Source organism: Sphingomonas sp. DBB INV C78, assembly GCF_042693015.1.
GTDB lineage: Bacteria > Pseudomonadota > Alphaproteobacteria > Sphingomonadales > Sphingomonadaceae > Sphingomonas_E.
In genome coordinates this window covers 276,803-299,107 of record NZ_CP170544.1, presented here as the reverse complement: position 1 = coordinate 299,107, position 22,305 = coordinate 276,803, and the positions used below count along the sequence as shown (strand labels likewise).

The following is a 22,305-nucleotide window of genomic DNA, read 5'->3' as shown; positions in this document are numbered from 1 at the left end:
TTAGAGCAGCTTGCCGATTGCCGCGCCGGTATCGACCATGCGGTTCGAGAAGCCCCACTCATTGTCGTACCAGGAAACCACGCGGACCAGCTTGCCTTCGAGCACGGCGGTCTCGAGGCTGTCGACGGTCGACGACGCGGGGTTGTGGTTGAGGTCGATCGAGACGAGCGGTTCGTCGGTGTAAGCGAGCACGCCCTTGAGCGCCCCTTCCGAAGCCGCCTTGAGGATCGAGTTGATCTCGTCCTTCGTGGTGTCGCGCTTCGGCGTGAAGGTCAGGTCGACGAGCGAGACGTTCGGCGTGGGGACGCGGATCGCCGAACCGTCCAGCTTGCCCTTCAGCTCGGGCAGAACCTCGCCCACCGCGCGCGCGGCGCCGGTGGTGGTCGGGATGATCGACATCGCGGCAGCGCGCGCACGACGCGGATCCTCGTGGATCTGGTCAAGGATCTTCTGGTCGTTGGTATAAGCGTGGACCGTGGTCATCAGGCCGCGCTCGATACCGACCGTATCGTTCAGCACCTTGGCGACGGGCGCCAGGCAGTTGGTGGTGCACGACGCGTTCGAGACGATCACATGCTCGGCGGTCAGCTTGTCATGGTTGACGCCATAGACGACGGTCAGGTCGACACCCTTGGCCGGGGCCGAGATCAGCACGCGCTTGGCGCCGGCGTCGAGATGCTTCTGCGCGCTCTCGCGATTGGTGAAGAAGCCGGTGCATTCGAAGGCGATGTCGACGCCGTTGGCGGCGTGCGGCAGGTTCGCCGGGTCACGCTCGGCCGTCACCTTGATGCGCTTGCCGTCAATGATCAGATCATTGCCGTCGACCTCGACGGTGCCAGCCCACGTGCCGTGGACCGAATCCCGCTTGAACAGCAGCGCGTTGGACTTCGCGTCGGCGAGGTCGTTGATCGCAACCAGTTCGAGCCCGCTGTCAGCACGTTCCAGGATCGCCCGCGCGACGAGGCGCCCGATGCGCCCGAACCCGTTGATCGCTACCTTCACCGCCATGGTCTAGTCTCCTCAGTTGCCGTTCAGCGCCGCAAGAACCTTGGGCGCGATCGCGTCGGGCGTGAGCCCGAAATGCCGGTACAGGTCCGGCGCCGGGGCGGATGCCCCGAATCCATCGATGCCGAAGCTCAGGCCGTCGAGCCCGACATAGCGTTCCCAGCCCATCGTCGTGCCGGCTTCGATCGAAACCTTGAGCACGTCCGCGGGCAGGACATCAGTCTTGTACGCCTTGGTCTGCGCGTCGAAGCGCGACCAGCAGGGCATCGACACGACATCGGCGCCGACGCCAGCGGCTTCAAGCTTGTCGGCGACGCCGAGCGCGATTTCGACTTCCGATCCGCTCGCGACCAGCACGACCTTGCGGGCGGCGGTGGCGGCGCGGAGGCGATAGGCGCCCTTGGCCGAATAATTCTCGTTCGCGTCGGTGCGGACCTGCGGCAGATTCTGGCGGCTCAGCGCCAGCAGCGACGGGCCATCGGCCTTTTCGAGCGACAGCGCCCAGCACTCCGCCGTCTCGACCGCGTCGGCGGGGCGATAGACGTCGAGGTTCGGCATCACGCGCAGCGACATGATGTGCTCGATCGGCTGGTGGGTCGGGCCATCCTCGCCAAGGCCGATCGAATCATGCGTCATCACATAGACGACGCGGGTCTGCTGCAGCGCCGACAGGCGGATCGCCGGGCGGCAATAATCGGAGAAGACCAGGAAGGTGCCGCCATAAGGGATGACGCCGCCATGCAGCGCCATGCCGTTCATCGCCGCGGCCATCCCGAATTCGCGGATGCCGTAATAGATGTAGCGGCCGGAATAATCCTTCGCCGTCAGCGGCTTCTGGACCTTGGTCTTGGTGTTGTTGGAACCGGTAAGATCGGCCGATCCGCCCACCATTTCCGGGATCGCCGCGGTCAGCGCCTGCAGCGCATCTTCGGATGCCTTGCGGGTCGCGACCTTCGCCGGATTGGCGAGCAGCGCGGAGATATGTTCGGCAGCGGCGGCGTTTACCGGCAGCTTGCCTGCCATGCGACGGGTGAATTCGGCGCCTTCAGGGTGCGCGGCGACGCGCTTTTCCCAGTCGGCACGCACCGAAGCACCACGCTTGCCGGCTTCCGCCCAGGCGGCGGCGATGTCGGCGGGAATTTCGAACGGAGCCGAATCCCAACCCAGCGTCGCGCGGGCCGCGGCAACCTCGTCACTTCCCAGCGGCGAACCGTGCGTGGCCGACGTGCCCTGCTTGTTGGGGGCGCCATAGCCGATGATGGTGCGGACCGAGATCAGCGACGGGCGCGGATCGGTGAGCGCTTCGTCGATCGCACGGGCAACGTCGGCCGGATCATGGCCGTCGCAGGCGACCGTGTGCCAGCCCGACGCGTCATAGCGGCCGAGGACATTCTCGCTCGACGACAGATCGACCGCGCCGTCGATGGTGATCTTGTTGTCGTCCCACAACACGATCAGCCGGCCGAGGCCGAGATGTCCGGCGAGACCGACGGCTTCATGGTTGATGCCTTCCATCAGGCAGCCGTCGCCGGCGATCACCCAGGTGTGGTGATCGACGAGATCGTCGCCGAAGCTGGCGTTCAAGTGCCGCTCGGCAATCGCCATGCCGACCGCAGCGGCGAAGCCCGAACCGAGCGGGCCGGTGGTCGCCTCGACGCCGGCGAGCTCGAAATTCTCCGGGTGGCCGGCGCAGGGGCTGTTGAGCTGGCGGAAGTTGCGGATGTCCTCGATCGTCGGACGCGCATAACCGGTCAGGTGCAGCAGCGAATAGATCAGCATCGACCCGTGGCCGGCCGACAGCACGAAGCGATCGCGATCGGCCCATTTGGGCGCCTGCGGATCGAACTTCAGATATTGCGTGAACAGCACGGTCGCCGCATCGGCCATGCCCATCGGCATGCCGGGATGGCCCGAATTGGCCGCCTGAACCGCATCCATGGACAACGCGCGGACCGCGTTGGCGAGTTGCTTCGGGGCGACGGTCATGGGCAAGCCTTATCGGTAAGCGGGATGAAAGCCGCGGGGGCCGCGGCGAGTCGTATGGGAGTCGCGCGTCCTTTGTCGCGCGGACGGCGGATCGTCAACCGCAGCCACGCGCGGATGCCCCTGCACTGCATCATATTGATGCGGGCCCGAGCCGTGCTATGCCTTCAGGCATGACCGACGAGCGTCTGATTTCGACCATCGATCGCATCGAACGGGCGCTGAACCGTCTGGAGAGCCGAGGCAGCAATCATCCTGCCGACAACTCCAGCGTCGAGGCGTTGAGCCAGCTTCAGGCGCGCTACGACAAGCTGGCCGAACGCGAACGGCGGCTGCGGGAACGCACCGCCTCCGCGCTCGATCGGCTCACCTCCCTGATAGACCGGCAGAAAGCGGGCTGATGGCCGAGGTCGATCTCGAAATCGGCGGCCGCCGCTACGCCATGGCCTGTCGCGACGGGGAGGAGGCGCATTTCCATCGCCTCGCCGCAATCATCGACCGCAAGATGACGCAGGCGGCGCAAGCGGTCGGCGGTCTCAACGAAGTGCGCCAGTTCCTGTTCGCGGCACTTCTGCTGGCGGACGAGCTGGACGACGGCCGCAAGGGGCAGCCCCGCCCCGTTCCCGCGATCGATCCCGCGGCACTCACCGCCCTCGAACGTCTGGCCGATCGGCTGGAGGCTTTGGCGGAACGTGTCGATAGCGGGCTTGAGACAGCCCCGGCAAATCCCTAGATAGGGAGGTGGCGGGCACTGCCCGGTACGAGCCTTTGAACATCCCTGAGGCGATTCATCATCCAATGGGAGCTGTCCCTGTCCGGACCCTGGTCCAAAGCACACGGCCCCCACCTGACGTTCACGGCGTCAGAGGATATTCCGGCAAACGGCCATGGTGGTCCCGCCAACCCACCACATTTCAGAACTGAGCGCGCATGAAGGCGGAGCTACGCCGCACTCTGCGCGTCCGCCGGCGTGCATTCGTCGCGGAACTGGCAGCATCCGGCCGATTGGAGACGGCAGCGCAGGCGATGGCCGACCGCGTCATCGCCGAACTGCGCGGCGCCCGTGCGATCGCAGGCTATTGGCCGGCAGGATCGGAGGCCGATTCCCGGCCGGCGCTTGTGGCCGCGGATGCGATCGGCTGGACGGTCGCCCTGCCCCGCGTCCACGAGGCCGACAGGACGATCAGCTTCCATCGCTGGCAACCGGGTGACGCGCTCATCCCCGGCGCGCACGGCCTGCTGGAGCCTTTCCCCGACGCCCCGATCGTCGCGCCGGACCTGATTCTCACACCCTTGATCGGCTTCGACCGACGGCTGATGCGGCTCGGCCAGGGCGCCGGATATTATGACCGGCTGTTCGCCCGATATCCCGATGTGCGTCGGATCGGGCTTGCATGGTCCGTCCAGGAAGTGGAGGAGGCGCCCGCAGACCCGTGGGACGTGCCGTTGCACGGGCTGGCAACAGAACGCGAATGGATCGAAGCGGAAACCGCATGAACCCGAGTTGGCGCAAACCTGTTGGCATGTTCCTGATCGTCGCGTTGATCGCGATCTGGGCGGTCGCCACCATATCGATCATCGAACTGCTGTCCGCGCCGGAATGGATCAACATGATCCTGTATGTCGTCGCCGGGTTCGCATGGCTGTGGGCGCTGCCGATGAAGCGGCTGCTGCGCTGGATGGAATTGGGGGTCTGGCGGGATTGATCGGGCTTGGATGGCCCATCTCTTCTGCTTACTTCGTCACCCCGGACTTGTTCCGGGGTCCACCGCTACGCAGGCTAAACGCCCGATAGTCACATCCGAGCGGCACCGCGAGACTATCCATGTGGGGCGGTTCGGATGGACGCAGGCTGGGGCTCTCGATAATCGGGGTTGCTGTGCGCGTGTCGGTGGACCCCGGAACAAGTCCGGGGTGACGGCTTTGCCAAGTATGGAATGCGTTGGCTTCGCAGTGCCGCAAGCCATTTTTCAGCCTGATGACCAAGCGCCCTTCCCGTTTCGGGAAGTGGCGCGAGTGACGGGGCTCGAACCCGCGACCTCCGGCGTGACAGGCCGGCGCTCTAACCAACTGAGCTACACCCGCACGAGATGCGTTCCGTTGCAGCGAATGCGCTGCGATCGGGAAACGCGGCCCTTATGGGAAGTTCTACCGCTTCAAAACCTTCCCTCCTGAGGAGGAATGGCGCGAGTGACGGGGCTCGAACCCGCGACCTCCGGCGTGACAGGCCGGCGCTCTAACCAACTGAGCTACACCCGCATAGAAGCGATGAGGCGCGCTCCCTAGAACCCCCCTTGGTGGCTGTCAACCGCCCTTCCGCGGATTATTGAGATGGCGTTCGGCTGGCTTCCCGCTCCGCCGCCACGGCGGCCACCACCTCGTCATGGTGATGGCTGGTCAGCGTCCCTTCCTCGAACAGGAATCCGGCGATGTCCGGGCTGCCCGCCGCATCGAGAATCGTCTTGAGGATGATGAGCAAGGGCACCGCCAGCAGCGCGCCCGTCGTGCCCCACACCCACGCCCAGTAGCTGAGCGCAATCAGGATCAGCAGCGGGTTGATCGTCAGCCGCCGGCCGACCAGCATGGGGGTGATCGCATTTGCCTCGACCAGATGGATCGCTACGAAGATCGCGGCGGGCGCCAGCCCCACCCATACGTCGGGATAGGTCATCAGCCCGCCCGCGGCGAGCAGGATGGCCGCTGCGATCGGGCCGAGATAGGGGATATAGTTGAGCAGAGCGACGATGCCGCCCCACATCATCGGCGTCTCCATGCCGATCGCCCACAAAGCCACCGCCACCATCGCGCCCAGCGAGATGTTGATGATGGTGATCGTGCCGAGATAGGCCGAGGTCGAATCGACCATCTCCTGAATCACCCGTGCGGTCGTCATCGCGCTGGAGAAGTTGGAGCGGCTCTGGATGATCCGCCGCCGCATCCGCGTCCATCCGGCGAGGAAGAAGAAGACGACGAGGATGCCGAAGAACATCTGGATCAGCGCATAAGGCGCCGAGGATGCGACGATCTCCAGCAGCGAATTGGGTGTCTGCACCGTCACCGTCGCCGCCGCCGCCGTCGGCTTGCGGGCGAAGGTGTGGACCAGATCGTCGATGAAGCGTTCGAGATTGGAATAGATCTCGATCAGCGGCGACAGGTTGGCGCGGATCTGGCCGGCGCGCTCGGGCAACCGCGCGAACCAGTCGCTCGCCGGCACGACGATCAGCGCGACCGCAATGTTCGCCACGGTGATGAAGAAGGCGATGCAGATGAAGGCCGCGAGCGTCGACGGCACCCGGCGCCGCTCCAGCCATTCGAGCGAGGGCACCAGCGCAACCGCAACCACTAGGGCTGCGGTGAGCGGCAGGAAGAACTCCGCCCCTGCCCTCAACGCGAAAGGCATGGCGAGGAACAGGCCGGCGCCGGCAATCAGCGTCAGCGCCGCGAGCAGCCGATCGCGGCGATAGGCGATCTCCGCATTCTCGGCGAGCGCACCATCAATCGCCTCCTCGATCGCTTCTTCGATACCGTGGGGCTCATGATCGTCGCTGGGGCTGGCGCTATGCTGGTTCATATCCACGCTTTGTTCATCTTTGCTGCTCTACATCCTTTCGAGGCCATGCGAAATCGACTCGTCGCACGATTCGACGCGTAAAAATCGGCTCGCTGGACGACGCAAATCTGCGATCGTTCCCAGCATCTTCCTCGCTCCATCCCGCGTGCGTAACGACTCGTCGTGCATTGTTTGACTCGTCGCACCCCCGGTTCGAAAGGACTCCCCGATCCGGTCGCTGCGGGGGATCGCGACTTCGGTTTTCAGACCCTGCTGTTCGACAAGACGTGAAAGTTTGGCCACGCCCGTGTGTTGAGTTTTGGGGTGGGGGCAGCTTTTGCGCATTCGATAGAGTTCTGAATGTCGCTGCGTTTTTCCCGCCGCAACCTGTCCATTTCGGCCGCTGCCGCCCTTGCAGTCGCCGTTCCGGCCACCTTCGGCTTCGCTTCCGAAACTTCTCTGGCCGCCACCATTTCCGCCGCGCTTCCCGATGAAATGCCTGTCGATGCACCCGTGATCGTTGCGGATGCTCCGGGCGAAGCGGTCGAGGCCCCGGCCCTTAAGCTCGACGTTCCCGCCACCGCACCGACCGCGACCGCTTCGCGCTTCGATGAGAGCGAGCTCGAATGCATGGCGAAGATCGTCCATCACGAATCCGCCAATCAGCCCCGCGCCGGCCAGCTCGCCGTCGCGCAGCTTGTCATGAACCGCGTCGAATCGGGCCGCTTCGCCGGCACGATCTGCGGCGTCGCCCACCAGCCGGGCCAGTTCTTCAACACCCGCGCCTATAATCCGAAGCGGGACAGCGCCACTTGGCGTTCGGCCGTGGACGTGTCCAAGGAAGCGATGGCCGGCGTAACCGCGGACGTGGTTCCCGGCGCGCTCTTCTACCACGCCGCCTATCAGGCGCCGCCGCGCTTCTTCCGCACCCGCCAGCGCGCGGGCGTGCTGGGCGACCACATCTTCTACCGCTGATCGGCTGAAGTCGGCCGGAAGGAGCAATCCTCGGCCGACTTTGTTGCCACGTGCCCGGCCTTGGAGTATAGGCCCGGCCATCCGCCTCGGTTGCGCGTCACCTTGACGCCGCGTCCGGGGCGATCTTCTTTTAACGCCCGGGGAGCCCGCGCTTATGTCCCGCCGCCGCCAGATCTACGAAGGCAAGGCCAAGATCCTGTATGAAGGCCCCGAACCGGGCACGCTGATCCAGTATTTCAAGGATGACGCGACCGCCTTCAATGCCCAGAAAAAGGGCACGATCAACGGCAAGGGCGTGCTGAACAACCGGATTTCCGAGCATGTCTTCACGCTGCTCGGCCAGATCGGCGTGCCGACTCACTTCATCCGCCGCCTCAACATGCGCGAGCAGCTGATCCGCCAGGTCGAGATCATCCCGATCGAGGTGGTCGTCCGCAACGTCGCCGCGGGATCGATCAGCAAGCGCCTCGGCATCGAGGAAGGCACGCAGCTACCGCGCACGATCATCGAATATTATTACAAGGACGATGCGCTCGGCGACCCGCTGGTCACCGACGAGCATATCGCCTGCTTCGGCTGGGCGAGCCAGGAGGAGATGCACGACATCGCCGACCTCGCCATCCGCGTGAACGATTTCATGTCGGGCCTGTTCGCGGGCGTCGGCATCCGTCTGGTCGACTTCAAGCTCGAATTCGGCCGGATCTGGGAAAATGACTATGCCCGCGTCATCCTGGCGGACGAGATCAGCCCCGACGGCTGCCGTCTGTGGGATGCGGTCTCGGGCGAAAAGCTCGACAAGGATCGCTTCCGCCGCGATCTCGGCGGCGAAGTCGAAGCCTATCAGGAAGTCGCACGCCGCCTGGGCCTGATGCCCGAAGGCGACACGACGGTGCTCGATCTCGAAAAGCACCGCAAGAATCGCGAGAAAAAGTAAGCCCTTGGGCGTGGAGGCGCAGGACTCCTCCACGCCGAGGTTGAAAGCTAAGCCCGACCGGCGCATATGCGCGCCATCCAACCATCATCGGGCTGAATCGCATGAAGGCGCGCGTTTACGTCACCCTCAAGAATGGCGTTCTTGATCCGCAGGGTCGTGCCATCCACCACGCGCTGGAGGGCCTCGGCTTTTCCGGCGTCGAGGATGTGCGCGCCGGCAAGCTGATCGAACTGTCGCTGGCAGAAGGCACCAGCGATACGGATATCGAGGCGATGTGCCGCAAGCTGTTGGCCAACACCGTCATCGAGAATTTCCGCATCGAACGGATCGCGGCGTGAAGAGCGCGGTCATCGTCTTCCCCGGATCGAATTGCGATCGCGACCTTGCCGTCGCCTTCCGCGATTTCACCGGCCAGGAGCCGGCGATGGTCTGGCATCGCGAAACCGAACTGCCCGACGGCATCGGCCTGATCGGCGTTCCCGGCGGCTTTTCCTATGGCGATTATCTGCGTTCGGGCGCGATGGCCGCGCGCAGCCCGGTGATGCGGGCGGTGGCCGATGCCGCCGCGCGCGGCGTCGCCGTGTTCGGCGTCTGCAACGGCTTCCAGGTGCTTACCGAAGCCGGCCTGCTGCCCGGCGCGCTGATGCGCAACGCCGGCCTCAACTTCGTCTGCCGCGATGTGACCTTGGAGGTCGGCACCAGCCAGTCCGCCTTCACCTCCCGCTATGAAGTGGGCGAGCAGATCCGCATCCCCGTCGCCCACCATGACGGCAACTACACCGCCGACGAAGCGACGCTGGACCGCCTGGAAGGCGAAGGCCGCGTCGCCTTCCGCTATGGCGAGCAGGTCAACGGTTCGGCCCGCAACATCGCCGGCATCCTCAACGATGCGGGCAATGTGCTGGGCATGATGCCGCATCCGGAACGGATGATCGAGGCAGCGCACGGCCGCACCGACGGCCGCCGCATGTTCGAAGGCCTGGTGGCAGCCATAGCATGAGCGTTTCGGGCGGCTGCCTGTGCGGCGCGGTGCGCTTCACGGTCGATGCCACCCCGCTCGGCGTGCGCACCTGCTGGTGCCGGCTGTGCCAATATCTGGCGGCCGGCAACGCAACGGTGAACGTCATATTCCCGGCCGACAAACTCACAGTGACCGGCGAAGTGCGCTGGCATGAGGCGGTAGCCGATTCGGGCAATCACATGCGCCGCGGCTTCTGCCCGGAATGCGGCACGCCTTTGTTCAGCGATGCACTGGTCCGGCCGCATCTCGCCGTTATCCGCGCGGGCGCGCTGGACGATCCCAATCTTGTCGCGCCGCAATCCACGATCTGGACATCGGCCGCTCCCGATTGGGCACATATCGACCCGGATCTGCCCCAGCACGAGCAGCAGGCACCACCGGTCGCCTGAATCCAGAAGCCATTGCGATTGCTCCGGCCCCGCCCGGCATCCACAATCGCAGGCATGGAGAGAGAAAAGACCGGGCTGATAGCCTGCCACTGGACGATCGCGGGGGATCAGCATCCGTTGCGGTCCAACGGGATCAGCCCGAACCCCCTGCCCGCCCGCATGGCGGCGGCCGCCCGCGCGGGCTTTACCGGCATGGGCTTCCTGCAGAGCGATCTTGCCCATCTGCTAACCCAATATAAGCCCGCCGAAATCGCACGGATGCTGGCCGATCACGGTCTCGTCGACATCGAGGTGGAATGCCTAGGCGACTGGTTCGCGACCGACGAACGCCGCGCGGCTTCGGATGCGACGCGGCGCATGTTGATCGACTTCGGCGCCACGGTGGGCGCGCATCACATGAAGCTGATGGGGCCGTTCGACGAAAATCTGCCCGTGGAGCATCTCACCGAAAGCTTCGCGGGCGTTTGCGCGGACGCTGCCGGATCAGGGATAAGCATCGCCATAGAAATGCTGCCTTTTTCCGACATCGCGACCCCCGAGCGGACGCTGGAGATCGTCGGCGACGCGCCCCGTGGCGGCATCTATCTCGACATCTGGCACGTCCGGCATGGCAATGTTTCGGATGACCAGCTACGCGCCATTCCGCTCGATCGGCTGATCGGCATTGAGGTGAACGATGCCATCCCCGATCATGGCCGATCCATGTTCGAAACGACGATCGAGGATCGACTGCCGCCCGGCCAGGGCACGCTCGATCCCGCGGGCTTCGTCCGCACGATCCGTGAAATGGGCTATCAGGGGCCGATTGGGGTGGAGATCATCTCCAACGCCCAGCGCGCCTTGCCGCTGGATGGGGCGGTGAAGGTAGCGTTCGATGCCACGGCCGGGTGCTTACAAGACCACTCATAATTCCACGTCATCCCAGTGAAGTCTGGGGCGACGAAGGTGGTTCTATGAGGGCACGACCGGGAAGCAATCGAACCCAGCCGCTGCGGCTGCCGCGCACAACCGAATAGAGTCCGCACGATCGGCCACCGGGCCGATCTGCACGCGAACGAGATTCTTGCCCGCCACCGGCTCATAGCGCGGCGTGAAGCCATCGACGCCATGCATCCGCGCGCGGATTTTGGCCCAGGCGGTTTCGGCCGCCGGCTGGCCCGAAAATGCGCCGAGTTGGATGCGCCAGAGCGAGGCGGGCGCCACGCCGCGCGACGCCACCGGCACGCTCGCTGCCAAGGCCATCGGTGCCGCCCGCGAGACCGGCGCCAGCGACGCCGGAAGCTCGCCACGCTCCCAGGCCGCGAGTTGCACGCGATAGCCGTCATAGGCGCGATAGAAATCCTCAAAGGGCTGACCAAGCCGATCGAGCGCGCTCACGGAAAAGCTGGCGAACTCGGCCGCCGGCACGGCGCGTGCCTGCGTCGCGATGTCGCGGGCGAGCGCGCAGAAGGCCGCCTGCGCCGGCGGCTGGGCGAAGAAATTATAAAGCTGCGTCATATGCTGATCGAGCGCGGCATTGGCGCGATGGCGGCTGGTTTCCGCAGAGTAAGCCCTGGCGAACACCGCCTTCCGCTTGGCGAGGAGTGCATTGTAATCGGGCGCCAGCGTCGCATTGGCCGGGCCACCGCAACTGAGCGCGGCGACGTTGAGCGCCGATCGCAAGTGCCAGATGGCCTCTTCCTGCCCCAGCCCGTCATTGATCGTCAGATAGCCGCCATTGCCATCAGCCGGCGGGATCGTGAGGTTGGCGGCGGCCCCGCCGGGCGGCTGCGGGCGCGGTGTCGCCGTCACCGGCGGCGGTGCGGGCTGTTTCATCGCGCAGCCGGCCAAAGCCGCCAGCCCGACGGCAATCGCTATCGTCCCCAGAGTCCGCGACATTTTCGCCCTCCCCCGCTGTTCCGGGGAATCTGATTCAAATGATTCGCCGAGGGAATCGCCGGGGCGTCCGCCCGTGCGTGGGACGCGACGGACGCCCCTGTTCAGGCGAAGGGACGGATATATTCGCGGGCAAAAGCCTCCATCACACGCTTCTTCTCGTCGATGGTCGAGCGCGGGCCGATGGTGAACATGAAGGGATAAGCGACCGTCGCGTCCATTCCCTGTTCGTGCAGCCGCTTGAGCTCGTCGACGCTGGCCGGCCGCGTCAGTGGCAGGATGATCTCGAACGGCAGATGGCTCCGGCCGGCTTCCTCGCGCAGACGCCGCAGCGTCGCGATTAGTTCCGGCACCTCCTCCGGTGCGTCGCCGCCACCGACCCAGCCGTCGCCCAGCCGCGCCGCGCGCTTCCACGCCACGTCGCCCGAACCGCCGATATAGATCGGCACTTCATAGCCCGGCATCGGCTCCAGCCGGACCGGATCGAAATTGTAAAACTCGCCATGATGCTCGACCGCACCGCCGCGCCACAGCTTGCGCGTCACCTCAATCGCCTCGTCAAGCCGCGCGCCGCGCTTCTCGAAGGGCACGCCCGCGGCGTCGAACTCTTCCTTCATCCAGCCCGGGGCCACGCCGATGATCGCACGGTTGCCGGAAAGCAGCGCCAGCGTGCCGGTCGCCTTGGCGGTCACGATCGGATGGCGCGTCGCCATGGTGTAGATGGCGGAAGCGAAGCGCAGCTTCGTGGTGACGGCTGCCTGCGCGGCCATCGTCACCCACATATCGGGATAGTCCCAATTAGTCGGCATCGGCGGCACGCCGTCCGGCGACATCGGATAACGGCTGCGGATCACGTCGGGGAAGCAGAAATGATCGCCGTGCATCACCCCGTCGAAGCCGACTTCCTCGGCAAAGCGGGCGCACTCGATCTGCTGGTCTGTCTCCATCCAGCTCAGATTCTGCCAGAATTTCATGCGCACCCTTCCCCAACCTGTCGTCACCCCGGCGAAGGCCGGAGCCCATAATCTCTGAGGTCAGAGTTTATGGATTCCCGCCTGCACGGGAATGACGAAGGTTTGTGGATTTGCGCTTTCGCTATTTCAGGCGGGCGTCACTTCGCGGATCAGGCCCAGCACCTGCTCCGCATATTGCGGCGGGCAGATCAGCAGATCGGGCAGATAGACGTCGGCCTGGTTGTAGACGAGCGGGCTGCCGTCGATGCGGCTGACGTGGAAGCCCGCCGCCTGCGCTACCGCGACCGGCGCACAGCTATCCCACTCATACTGCCCGCCCGAATGGAGATAGATCTCCGCCTCGCCGCGAACGACCGCCATCGCCTTGGCGCCGGCCGACCCCATCGGGACCAGTTCGGCACCGAGCTTTTCCGCGACCGCCACTGCTTCCGCGGCGGGGCGGGTGCGGCTGACGAGCATGCGAAGCTTGCCTTCCGCCGCCGCCGGATCAAGCTTGCGCTCGGTGCAGAGCGTCAGCGGAATGCCGGGCAGCGCCACCGCACCGATTTCCGCCCGGCCGTTGATGGCGAGCGCGATGTGGACCGCCCAGTCGGTGCGCTCCTCACCATATTCGCGCGTGCCATCGAGCGGATCGACGATCCACACCCGTTCCCGGCTGAGGCGATCGGAACTATCCTTCTCCTCTTCCGACAGAACGGCATCATCGGGGCGCTGCTCGGCCAGCGCCGCCATGATGAAGGCATTGGCCACGCGATCCCCCGCCTTGCCCAGCGCCTTGCCTTCGAAAAGGCCCGACTTCTGGAGCGTGACGAGGATCTGGCCGGCGGTTTCCGCGATGTGGCGGGCGAGTTCGACGTCCGTCACTTCAGCAACTCCTCGACGATGAGTTCGGCCGCCTGTTCGGGCGTCATCTTCGTCGTGTCGATGCGGATCTCCGGGTTGGTCGGCGCTTCATAGGGACTGTCGATGCCCGTGAAGTTCGCCAGCTCACCCGAACGCGCCTTCTTGTAGAGGCCCTTCACGTCGCGAGCCTCGGCCTCGGCCAGCGGCGTGTCGATGTGGACTTCCACGAACTCGCCCGACTTCATCATGTCGCGTACCATCTGCCGTTCCTGACGGAAGGGCGAGATGAAGGCGGTGATGACGATCAGGCCGGCGTCGGTCATCAGCTTCGCCACCTCGCCGACGCGGCGGATATTCTCCACGCGATCGGCATCGGTGAAGCCGAGATCCTTGTTGAGGCCGTGACGGACATTGTCACCGTCGAGCAGGAAGGTGTGCCGGTTCATCCGGTGCAGCTTCTTTTCGACGAGGTTGGCGATGGTCGACTTGCCCGCGCCCGACAGCCCCGTGAACCAAAGCACGGCCGGCTTCTGGTTCTTGAGGTTGGCGTGTGCATCGCGGCTGATGTCCAGCGCCTGCCAATGGACGTTCTGCGCCCGCCGCAGCGAGAAGTGCAGCATGCCCGCGGCCACAGTCGCGTTGGTCAGCTTGTCGATCAGGATGAAGCCGCCGAGATCGCGGTCCTGATCATAGGATTCGAACACGATCGGGCGATCGGTCGACAGGTTGGCGACGCCAATGGCGTTCAGATCCAGCGTCTTGGCCGCCAGATGCTCCATCGTGTTGACGTTGACCTGATATTTCGGCGCCTGGATGTTCGCGGTCACGGTCTGCGTGCCGAGCTTCAGCCAGTAAGGCCGGCCGGGCAGCATTTCCTCGTCCGCCATCCACACGATCGTCGCCTCGAACTGGTCGGCGGCCTGCGGCGGCGTATCCGCGATCGAGAGCACGTCGCCGCGCGAGCAATCCACCTCGTCGGCAAGGCAGATCGTGACCGACTGGCCCGCCACCGCCCGATCGAGATCGCCGTCGAGCGTGACGATGCGGCTGACCGTGGAGGTCTTGCCCGAAGGCAGCACGCGCACCGGATCGCCCGGCTTCACCGTGCCGGTCGCGATCAGGCCGGAGAAACCCCGGAAATCGAGGTTGGGGCGGTTGACCCACTGCACCGGCATGCGGAACGGCTTGGCCTGATCCGCGGTAACGTCCAGCTCGACCGTCTCGAGATGCTCGATCAGCGCCGGGCCCTTGTACCAGGGCGTGTTCGGCGACGGGCCGGTGATATTGTCGCCCTTGAAGCCGGAAATCGGCATGGCGAGGAAATCCCCGATCCCGATCGATGTCGCGAACACGCGATAATCCTCGACGATCGCCTCATACTGCGCCTGGTCGTAATCGATCAGGTCCATCTTGTTGACGGCCAGCACGATGTTGCGGATGCCGATCAGGTGCGCGAGGTAGCTGTGCCGGCGCGTCTGCGTCAGCACGCCCTTGCGCGCGTCGATCAGGATGACGGCGAGGTCCGCGGTCGAAGCGCCCGTCACCATGTTGCGCGTATACTGCTCATGCCCCGGCGTATCGGCGACGATGAACTTGCGCTTGTCGGTCGAGAAGAAGCGATAGGCGACGTCGATGGTGATGCCCTGCTCGCGCTCGGCGGCGAGGCCGTCGACCAGCAGCGCGAAATCGATCTCCTGCCCCTGCGTGCCGACACGCTTGCTGTCCGCCTCCAGCGCTGCAAGCTGATCCTCGAAGATCATCTTCGAATCATAGAGCAAGCGGCCGATCAACGTCGACTTGCCGTCGTCCACCGATCCGCAGGTGATGAAGCGCAGCAGGCTCTTGTGCTGGTGCTGGACGAGATAGGCGTCGATATCCTCGGCGATGAGATCCTGCGCCTTGTAGGAGCTCTCCTGAGTGACGATGTCCGACATCAGAAATACCCCTCCTGCTTCTTTTTCTCCATGCTGGCGGCCTGATCATGGTCGATCGCGCGGCCCTGGCGCTCTGACGTGGTGGTCAGCAGCATCTCCTGGATGACTTCCGGCAGCGTCTTCGCCTCGCTCTCCACCGCGCCCGTCAGCGGGTAGCAGCCGAGCGTGCGGAAGCGGATCGACTTCATTTCGGGGACTTCGCCAGGCTTCAGCGGGAAACGATCGTCATCGACCATCAGCGTCAGCCCGTCGCGCTGCACCGTCGGGCGCGGCGCCGAGAAATAGAGCGGGACGATCGGGATATTTTCCAGATGGATATACTGCCAGATGTCCAGCTCGGTCCAATTGGAGATCGGGAAGATGCGGATGCTTTCGCCCTTGGCCTTCTTGGCGTTGTAGAGGCGCCAGAGCTCCGGCCGCTGGTTCTTCGGGTCCCAGCGATGGTTGGCCGAACGGAAGGAGAAGATGCGCTCCTTGGCGCGGCTCTTTTCCTCGTCGCGGCGCGCGCCGCCAAAGGCCGCGTCGAAACCGAACTTGTCGAGCGCCTGCTTCAGCCCCTCGGTCTTCCACATATCGGTGTGGAGCGAGCCATGGTCGAACGGGTTGATCCCCCGCTCCTGCGCTTCGGGGTTTTGATAGACGAGCAGTTCCATGCCGCTCTCCTTGGCCATCCGATCGCGCAGATCATACATCGCCTTGAACTTCCACGTCGTATCGACGTGAAGCAGCGGAAACGGCGGCGGCGAAGGATAGAAGGCCTTGCGCGCAAGATGCAGCATGACGGCCGAATCCTTGCCGACCGAATAGAGCATCACGGGCTTTTCAACCTCGGACACGACTTCGCGCAGGATATGGATCGATTCCGCTTCCAGACGCTGAAGATGCGTCAGGTTCACGCCCGCGGAGGCGTTGGGATTGTCGGTCACTCTCTCTCGCTCTTTTCTATATTTGCGACGGACGTTGGCCCGTCGATCCCTAGCCCATTAAATCTGCGGGAGGCGGGGCACGTCATCAAGCGAGACGACTTCATCCTGAACGCCGCGGCTTTCGCTGGCGCGCCATAAATGTGCGGAGTCCGCAGAAAACGGGCTTTCCCGCATCGCCGGGGCCATCCAGTCTGCCTGCAACCAGGCAAAGGAGAGGCTAATGGACGCCATCGAGAAGCTACTCGCGATCGAGGAGATCAAGAAGCTCAAGGCACGCTATTTCCGCTGCATGGACACCAAGGACTGGGCGGGGCTGGAGGCGGTGTTCACCGAAGATCTCCACGCCGATTTCCGCGAAGGCAGCGATCCGCCCTTCGAAGGCGCGATCACCGACGGGCGCAGGCCTTACATTGAAATGCTGGCGCCGATCCTGAACGGCATCGTCACCGTCCATCACGGCCATATGCCGGAAATCCACATCACGTCGCCTACCACCGCCACCGGCATCTGGGCGATGGAGGATAAGCTATGGGTGAAGGACCGGTCGGTCGTCCCCTATGGTTTCCTGCATGGCTACGGCCACTATCACGAGACCTATCGCTGCGAGGCGGATGGCTGGAAGATCGCGAGTGTGCGGCTGACGCGGCTCAGGATCGATCAGGAGTAGCACTCCTTCTCCCGCAGGCGGGAGAAGGATAGGGAGCCTTGGCGCTGCAAGCGCCTAGGCGGACTTGCAAGCGGGCCGAAGGCCCGCGCCGGCAAGCCCCTCACCCAACCAGCATCGGGTGAACAGCGCCCCGCGCTGTTCAGGTCATGCCGGGGGCATGACCGGCCCAACGCTCCCGCTTGCGGGAGAGGGCTTTTGAGTTATTCCCCCGTCGGCCCCTCGAACGTCTGCAGCAGGTGCGCCGACAGATCGCCCGTCTGCCCGATCAGCTCGCGGCGTTCGGTGAAGCGCCATTCGCCGCCCACCTTTTCCAGCCGGTCGACATAGCTGCCGCTGATGATCGGCTGCAGCGGCAGTTCGTCGGTCGCCTGGACGACGAGGAAGTAGCTTTGGCAGCGGGCGTGGGTGTCGTCGTCGAAATCGATGATCGCGTTGGTGCAATAATGGCGGGTCTTGGGATTGCCCGTGTCCGGGTAACGGCGCGTCCATTGCGCCAGCGCATCGCCGAAATCGAAATCGCCGCCGGCCTTCACCGACGGTGTCTCCTCGCCGGGGAAATAGACGTCCGCGTGGGCAAACATCTCGCCCACGCGCGCAAAGTCACCCCTGTCCACCGCATCGGAATAACGGTGGAGAAGATTGAGGATCAGGAAATAATCGGTTCCGTCGGCCATGAAGCCCTCCCTCACTTGCCCGAAAGCTTGTCGATGATCCGCTGCTTCATCGGCACCACCCATTCTTCCTTGAGGCGGGGCGAGAGCAGACCGGCGGCCTCAAGCTCGTCGCACAGCACCATCTGGTGGCCGATGTCGAACATGTCGAACTGGCGGATGAACTTGCCGTCGCCGCCATAGGTGATGAAGGACACGCCCGGCGTCTCATAATAGCTGCCGTCCGGCCGCAGACCCGGCCCGCGATTCTTCCAGTGGGTGATGATCTGGTCGCCATTCACGGCATAGCCGGCATAGGGAAAGGTCCAGCCCGCCCAGCCCGATCCCACTTCCATGTCGCGGCCATAATGGGTGCGGCGGATCTCCTCGCGGCCATTGGCGGTGACCGGCATCACGCCGCCATATTCGCAGATATAGACGCAATCCTGATGGTAGAACTCGTCCGCGAGCCAGCTCCAGCTATTGCGGCGCTCGCATTCCTTGAACGCCTCGATCAGCCGTTCGACGGTGCCGGCGACTTCCTCATGGGGGTAAGTCACTTCCACTCTCCTTCCATATTTTGAAGGAGCTTAGCGCGGCCCGACGCCAAGCGCGCGTGCCCACGGGATGATGATGGCCGTGACGGTGGACGCGGCCCGATCAGTCAGGCCTTGCGCCGCTGGCGGATCAGTTCGACCACTGTCGCCAGCAAACAGACCATGCCGACCAGCTTGAAGGCGCCATGGCGCGTCAACGCCTCGCTCATCGGCTGGACGACCAGCGGGTTCAGGAAATCACCCAGGAAGATCGCCGAGTAGAGCAAAGCGATCGCCCGGTCGCGGATCGGTAGCGGCGCGGTGCCGGCCAGCGTCGCCACCATATGCGGGACGAAGGTGCCCCCGGCGAAACCGCAGAGGAAGCAGCCGATCACCGCGGGCGGGATCGAGTGCGAGAAGCCCAATAGCAGCAGGCCAACGCCCCAACAGGCGAAAGCCAGCGGCAGCACGCGGCCCACGCCGATCCATTGCCGGACCGACCCCAGCAGGAAGCCGCCGATCGCCGAACTGATCGAGCTGATGACGAGGATACGCGAGGCTTCCGTCGGCTTGCTGATGCCGATTTCGGCGAGCAGGAAGGAAAGCTGCGTATTCGTCATCATCAGCACGATGCCGAAGCCGACGACCATCAGATAGATCGGCCAGAGCAAGCGGATCGCCTGCATCGCGCTGCCGGTGGGAGCCCCGGCAACGACGACGGGTTTTGTGAGCGGTATCGTCAGCAGCGCCAGCGCCAACAATACGAAACCGAACATATAGAGCAGGTTGGGCGCCCGCCAGCCGCCGATATCGCCAAGCTGCCCGGCGATCATGATGCCGGCAACGCTGCCGACCGCACCGAGCGCGCCCTTGATGCCGATCATCCGTGCGCGCGTCACATCCGCGAAACGCGCGGAGATCAGGGCCGTGGTGGCGATCGTCACCATCGAAGCGGAGAAACCGAGGATCAGTCGGCTGCCGAGCAGCAATTCGCCGCGATGGAGGCCGAAGGCGGCCGCCCCGCTCGTCCCCAGCAGTGCGAGGCCGAGCATCAGCAGCATGGGTGATCCGAGCGCGCGGATCATCAGCGCCGACGCAAAGCCGCCAACGATCAGCCCGATCGCAGGCATCGTCATCACCGACTGCGCGAACAGCGCACCCTGCGATCCGCCGCCATATTCGGCGGCGAGCAGCGGCAGCACGGGGATCAGGGCCACGAACACAAGGCCCGTGCAGACCGATCCGCACAGCAGCACTGTCAGTGACAATGCCGCGCCGATGCGTCCGCCGATCAGCGGCCGCGCTACCGCCATCCCGCTCACGCGGGCGACAGGATGAGGCCGCTGGTCGGCACACCCGTTCCTGCGGTGACGATGACATTGTTCACGCCCGCCACCTGGTTGACCGATGTGCCACGCACCAGCCGCACGCCTTCGGCCACGCCGTTGAGGCCGTGGATGTAAGCCTCGCCCAACTGCCCGCCATGGGTGTTGATCGGCAGGCGGCCGCCCAGCTCGATATTGCCATCGCGGATGAAATTCTTCGCCTGCCCCTCTTTCGCGAAGCCGAAGGCTTCGAGCTGGGGCAGCACGAAGGGCGTGAAATGATCGTAGAGGATCGCCGCCTGCACGTCCTTCGGGCCGATGCCCGCCTGCGCGTAAAGCTGCTCGGCGACGATATTCATTTCCGAGATGCGGCCGATATCCTTGCGGTAATAGCTCGTCATCATCTGGCTATCGTCGCCCGCACCTTGGGCGGCCGCGCGGATCACCGCGGGCGGCTGCTTCAGTTTCTTCGCGCGTTCGAGCGTGGTGACGACGATCGCCACCGCGCCATCCGATTCCTGACAGCAATCGAGCAAATGGAGCGGCTCGACGATCCAGCGGCTCGCCTGATGCTCCTCCAGCGTGATCGGCTGTTGGTAGAACCATGCCTTGGGGTTGGTGGCGGCATGCTTTCGCGCGGCGACCGAGACGCGGCCGAAATCCTCGGATGTTGCGCCATGGTCATGCATGTAGCGCTGCGCCTGCATCGCCACCCAGGATGCGGGCGAGATCAGGCCGAAGGGCACATACCAGCCAAAATGAGCTGTCTCGGCATTGGGCGCGGGCGGCGGCGTGTGGCCGGTGCCGAAGCGATATTGCGACCGCTCGTTCATCGCGCGGTAGCAGACGACGACCTCAGCAACGCCCGTCGCCACCGCCATCGCCGCGTGCATGATCGGCGCGCAGGCAGCCCCGCCACCATAATGAACGCGGCTGAAGAATTTCAATTCCTTGCCGCCGATCGCGCGGAAAAGCTCGATCTCCGGGTTGTTGTCCATGGTGTAGGTGGACATACCGTCGACTTCCGACGGGTCGATGCCGGCATCCGCCAGCGCCTCCAGCGTCGCCTCCACCGCAAGCCGCAGTTCGGATCGGCCGCTATTCTTCGAAAATTCGGTCGCGCCGATGCCAGCGATCGCCGCCTGGTTGCTGATCGATCCCATCAGCGCGCTCCCTCTGCAAAACCGATGGTGACGGTGGCGGAGACATGCTCGCCAATGCCGTTACGGCCGGAAACCTTGACGTCCGCCGTCCGCGCCGCGGCGTCGACCGCAGCAACCTCGCCGCTCATCTTCATCGCGTCGCCGACGAAATTGGGCGCGCCGAGCCGGATCGCGATCTTGCGGATGCGTGCGCCCTGCCCTGCCCAGTCGGTCACGAAGCGCTGGACGAAGCCGTTGGTCGTCAGGATGTTCATGAAGATGTCCGGCACGCCGGTCGCCTGCGCGGCCGCCTTGTCATGGTGTACATTCTCGAAATCATTGGTGGCGATCGCGCCCGCGACGATGGCGGAGGCAGTGATCGGGATCACGAGTTCGGGCAGCGCCTGCCCGATCTGGACGTCTTCGAAAGTCATCAGCGCGCTCCCGCGAGTGGTTCGGTGTTGCCGGCCGCAATCTCGCGGCCGATCGCGGCGAGCATCGGCTGCGCGCCACCCAGCGCGAGCTCGACCTGCTTGGCCGCGAGGAAGAAGCGGTGGATTGGATAATCCATGTCCGCCCCCAGCCCGCCATGGAGATGCTGGGCGGAATGCGACACGCGATGCCCGCCGATCGCCGCCCAATATTTGGCGGTCTCCACTTCGGCCGGCGCGGCGATACCCTGATCGAGCAGCCATGCCGCCCGCAACGCGGTCGACCGCATCGCCTCGACATCGATGAAGCCGTCGGCGGCACGATGCTGCACCGCCTGCATCGATCCGAGCGGGCGATCGAACTGGATGCGTTCGCTCGAATAAGCCGCGGTGCGCTTCAGCGCTTCCTGACAGATACCCACCTGCAACGCAGCGAGGCCGGCGCGGGCGCGATCGACGATCCAGCGGGCGATCTCGCCCCCCTGCTCCATGCTGCCCAGCACATCATCGCCGCTGACCTGCGCGGCGCGGAAGCTGATCTCGGCCTGCGGTTCCGGGCTGGTGCTTTGCTGCGCAGCAATCTCGACACCCGCGGTGGCCGGATCGATCAGGAAGACGATCACGCCCTCCTCGCTCGTCGCAGGCACGAGGATGCGTTGGGCCTGCGCGCCATAAGGAACGGCAGACTTCACGCCATCCAATGTCCAGCCATTACCCGATCGCGTCGCGCGCAGCATCGGCCGGGCGGGATCGTGATTGCCGACCTCTTCCAGCGCCGCCGTCAGCACCGCTTCACCGGCAATGACGCGCGACAGGATCGCCTGCTGCGCTTCGTCGCCGAACGCCGCAATCGGCAGCGCACCCGCCACCAAGGTCGCGTGCAGCGGAACGGGTGCCAGCGTGCGGCCCTGTTCTTCGAGCAGCAGGCCAAGCTCAATCAGGCCGAAGCCCAGACCGCCTTTGCTTTCGGGAATGGCGATGCCGAGCAAACCGGCGTCGGCCAGTGTCTTCCACAGCCCGTCGTCAAAAGGCCGATCGTCCTTCGCGAAGGCGCGGAGGCTTTCGTCATTGCTGCTGTCCGACAGAATCTGCGCGGCGAGATCGCGAAGGCTCATCTGGTCCTCGGTGAGGGCGAAATCCATCTG

The 22,305-nt window shown here is 64.8% G+C and carries 25 protein-coding genes and 2 tRNA genes; 11 read left to right on the top strand and 16 right to left on the bottom strand.

Going from position 1 to position 22,305, the window contains the following annotated elements; all coding sequences use genetic code 11:
- The gene (gap, locus tag ACFB49_RS01540; protein ID WP_380875054.1) at positions 1 to 1,008 is read right to left on the bottom strand and encodes a type I glyceraldehyde-3-phosphate dehydrogenase; all 1,008 of its coding nucleotides are present in this window, start codon (positions 1,006 to 1,008) and stop codon (positions 1 to 3) included.
- A gap of 12 nt (positions 1,009 to 1,020) precedes the next feature.
- Positions 1,021 to 2,991, bottom strand: coding sequence for a transketolase (gene tkt, locus ACFB49_RS01535; RefSeq protein ID WP_380875052.1), 1,971 nt, complete (start codon positions 2,989 to 2,991; stop codon positions 1,021 to 1,023).
- Between the two features lie 170 nt (positions 2,992 to 3,161).
- Here tkt and ACFB49_RS01530 point away from each other — a divergent pair, with 170 nt between their 5' ends.
- The 4 genes from ACFB49_RS01530 to ACFB49_RS01515 all read left to right on the top strand — a co-directional run bounded on the left by ACFB49_RS01530 (position 3,162) and on the right by ACFB49_RS01515 (position 4,694).
- Positions 3,162 to 3,389, top strand: coding sequence for a hypothetical protein (locus ACFB49_RS01530; protein WP_380875050.1), 228 nt, complete (start codon positions 3,162 to 3,164; stop codon positions 3,387 to 3,389).
- On the top strand, positions 3,389 to 3,721 hold the full coding sequence (locus ACFB49_RS01525; protein WP_380875048.1) for a cell division protein ZapA: 333 nt from the start codon (positions 3,389 to 3,391) through the stop codon (positions 3,719 to 3,721). The genes ACFB49_RS01530 and ACFB49_RS01525 overlap by 1 nt, the downstream gene beginning before the upstream one ends.
- A 197-nt stretch (positions 3,722 to 3,918) precedes the next feature.
- Positions 3,919 to 4,485, top strand: a complete 567-nt coding sequence (locus tag ACFB49_RS01520) for a 5-formyltetrahydrofolate cyclo-ligase (protein ID WP_380875046.1) — start codon at positions 3,919 to 3,921, stop codon at positions 4,483 to 4,485.
- Entirely contained in the window at positions 4,482 to 4,694 is a 213-nt protein-coding gene (locus tag ACFB49_RS01515) for a DUF2842 domain-containing protein (protein WP_380875045.1), read from the top strand. The genes ACFB49_RS01520 and ACFB49_RS01515 overlap by 4 nt, the downstream gene beginning before the upstream one ends.
- A 302-nt stretch (positions 4,695 to 4,996) precedes the next feature.
- On the opposite strand, the gene ACFB49_RS01510 is transcribed toward ACFB49_RS01515, so the two are convergent.
- The 3 genes from ACFB49_RS01510 to ACFB49_RS01500 form a co-directional block, all read right to left on the bottom strand.
- Positions 4,997 to 5,073 (bottom strand) — tRNA-Asp (locus tag ACFB49_RS01510).
- 97 nt (positions 5,074 to 5,170) lie between these two features.
- Positions 5,171 to 5,247, bottom strand: a tRNA-Asp gene (locus ACFB49_RS01505).
- Positions 5,248 to 5,311: 64 nt separating this feature from the next.
- Positions 5,312 to 6,559 carry an AI-2E family transporter gene (locus tag ACFB49_RS01500; RefSeq protein ID WP_380875043.1) on the bottom strand — a complete coding sequence of 416 codons (1,248 nt, stop codon included), beginning with the start codon at positions 6,557 to 6,559 and terminating at the stop codon, positions 5,312 to 5,314.
- A 339-nt stretch (positions 6,560 to 6,898) separates the two neighbouring features.
- Here ACFB49_RS01500 and ACFB49_RS01495 point away from each other — a divergent pair, with 339 nt between their 5' ends.
- The 6 genes from ACFB49_RS01495 to ACFB49_RS01470 all read left to right on the top strand — a co-directional run bounded on the left by ACFB49_RS01495 (position 6,899) and on the right by ACFB49_RS01470 (position 10,766).
- Positions 6,899 to 7,513: a cell wall hydrolase gene (locus ACFB49_RS01495; RefSeq protein WP_380875041.1), complete on the top strand. Its 615-nt coding sequence runs from the start codon at positions 6,899 to 6,901 to the stop codon at positions 7,511 to 7,513.
- 154 nt (positions 7,514 to 7,667) lie between these two features.
- Complete coding sequence (gene purC / locus ACFB49_RS01490; RefSeq protein ID WP_380875039.1) at positions 7,668 to 8,447, top strand: phosphoribosylaminoimidazolesuccinocarboxamide synthase; 780 nt, start codon at positions 7,668 to 7,670, stop codon at positions 8,445 to 8,447.
- A gap of 101 nt (positions 8,448 to 8,548) precedes the next feature.
- Entirely contained in the window at positions 8,549 to 8,785 is a 237-nt protein-coding gene (gene purS, locus ACFB49_RS01485) for a phosphoribosylformylglycinamidine synthase subunit PurS (RefSeq protein WP_380875037.1), read from the top strand.
- Positions 8,782 to 9,447, top strand: a complete 666-nt coding sequence (purQ, locus tag ACFB49_RS01480) for a phosphoribosylformylglycinamidine synthase subunit PurQ (protein ID WP_380875035.1) — start codon at positions 8,782 to 8,784, stop codon at positions 9,445 to 9,447. Before purS ends, purQ begins: the two co-directional genes overlap by 4 nt.
- Positions 9,444 to 9,857 (top strand): GFA family protein, encoded by a 414-nt coding sequence (locus ACFB49_RS01475; protein ID WP_380875034.1) that lies wholly within the window; start codon positions 9,444 to 9,446, stop codon positions 9,855 to 9,857. The genes purQ and ACFB49_RS01475 overlap by 4 nt, the downstream gene beginning before the upstream one ends.
- A gap of 54 nt (positions 9,858 to 9,911) precedes the next feature.
- Entirely contained in the window at positions 9,912 to 10,766 is an 855-nt protein-coding gene (locus tag ACFB49_RS01470; RefSeq protein WP_380875032.1) for a sugar phosphate isomerase/epimerase family protein, read from the top strand.
- 42 nt (positions 10,767 to 10,808) lie between these two features.
- Here ACFB49_RS01470 and ACFB49_RS01465 read toward each other — a convergent pair whose 3' ends face one another.
- The 5 genes from ACFB49_RS01465 to cysD all read right to left on the bottom strand — a co-directional run bounded on the left by ACFB49_RS01465 (position 10,809) and on the right by cysD (position 16,409).
- Positions 10,809 to 11,735 carry an SPOR domain-containing protein gene (locus ACFB49_RS01465; RefSeq protein ID WP_380875030.1) on the bottom strand — a complete coding sequence of 309 codons (927 nt, stop codon included), beginning with the start codon at positions 11,733 to 11,735 and terminating at the stop codon, positions 10,809 to 10,811.
- A gap of 101 nt (positions 11,736 to 11,836) precedes the next feature.
- A complete protein-coding gene (locus ACFB49_RS01460; protein ID WP_380875029.1) occupies positions 11,837 to 12,706 on the bottom strand; it encodes a TIGR03619 family F420-dependent LLM class oxidoreductase in 870 nt (289 codons plus the stop codon).
- Between the two features lie 126 nt (positions 12,707 to 12,832).
- Complete coding sequence (locus ACFB49_RS01455) at positions 12,833 to 13,570, bottom strand: 3'(2'),5'-bisphosphate nucleotidase CysQ (RefSeq protein WP_380875028.1); 738 nt, start codon at positions 13,568 to 13,570, stop codon at positions 12,833 to 12,835.
- Positions 13,567 to 15,483: a sulfate adenylyltransferase subunit CysN gene (cysN, locus tag ACFB49_RS01450; RefSeq protein WP_380875026.1), complete on the bottom strand. Its 1,917-nt coding sequence runs from the start codon at positions 15,481 to 15,483 to the stop codon at positions 13,567 to 13,569. Before cysN ends, ACFB49_RS01455 begins: the two co-directional genes overlap by 4 nt.
- Positions 15,483 to 16,409, bottom strand: a complete 927-nt coding sequence (gene cysD, locus ACFB49_RS01445) for a sulfate adenylyltransferase subunit CysD (RefSeq protein ID WP_380875025.1) — start codon at positions 16,407 to 16,409, stop codon at positions 15,483 to 15,485. The genes cysN and cysD overlap by 1 nt, the downstream gene beginning before the upstream one ends.
- A gap of 220 nt (positions 16,410 to 16,629) precedes the next feature.
- Here cysD and ACFB49_RS01440 point away from each other — a divergent pair, with 220 nt between their 5' ends.
- Positions 16,630 to 17,076 carry a nuclear transport factor 2 family protein gene (locus tag ACFB49_RS01440; protein WP_380875023.1) on the top strand — a complete coding sequence of 149 codons (447 nt, stop codon included), beginning with the start codon at positions 16,630 to 16,632 and terminating at the stop codon, positions 17,074 to 17,076.
- A 200-nt stretch (positions 17,077 to 17,276) separates the two neighbouring features.
- On the opposite strand, the gene ACFB49_RS01435 is transcribed toward ACFB49_RS01440, so the two are convergent.
- The 6 genes from ACFB49_RS01435 to ACFB49_RS01410 all read right to left on the bottom strand — a co-directional run bounded on the left by ACFB49_RS01435 (position 17,277) and on the right by ACFB49_RS01410 (position 22,302).
- Positions 17,277 to 17,750 (bottom strand): nuclear transport factor 2 family protein, encoded by a 474-nt coding sequence (locus ACFB49_RS01435; RefSeq protein ID WP_380875022.1) that lies wholly within the window; start codon positions 17,748 to 17,750, stop codon positions 17,277 to 17,279.
- Positions 17,751 to 17,761: 11 nt separating this feature from the next.
- Positions 17,762 to 18,286 carry a nuclear transport factor 2 family protein gene (locus ACFB49_RS01430; protein WP_380875020.1) on the bottom strand — a complete coding sequence of 175 codons (525 nt, stop codon included), beginning with the start codon at positions 18,284 to 18,286 and terminating at the stop codon, positions 17,762 to 17,764.
- A gap of 104 nt (positions 18,287 to 18,390) precedes the next feature.
- Positions 18,391 to 19,575, bottom strand: coding sequence for an MFS transporter (locus ACFB49_RS01425; RefSeq protein WP_380875018.1), 1,185 nt, complete (start codon positions 19,573 to 19,575; stop codon positions 18,391 to 18,393).
- Positions 19,576 to 19,580: 5 nt separating this feature from the next.
- Positions 19,581 to 20,750, bottom strand: coding sequence for a lipid-transfer protein (locus ACFB49_RS01420; protein ID WP_380875017.1), 1,170 nt, complete (start codon positions 20,748 to 20,750; stop codon positions 19,581 to 19,583).
- Complete coding sequence (locus ACFB49_RS01415; protein WP_380875015.1) at positions 20,750 to 21,163, bottom strand: MaoC/PaaZ C-terminal domain-containing protein; 414 nt, start codon at positions 21,161 to 21,163, stop codon at positions 20,750 to 20,752. The genes ACFB49_RS01420 and ACFB49_RS01415 overlap by 1 nt, the downstream gene beginning before the upstream one ends.
- Positions 21,163 to 22,302: an acyl-CoA dehydrogenase family protein gene (locus tag ACFB49_RS01410; RefSeq protein WP_380875014.1), complete on the bottom strand. Its 1,140-nt coding sequence runs from the start codon at positions 22,300 to 22,302 to the stop codon at positions 21,163 to 21,165. Before ACFB49_RS01410 ends, ACFB49_RS01415 begins: the two co-directional genes overlap by 1 nt.
- Between the last annotated feature and the right edge of the window lie 3 nt (positions 22,303 to 22,305).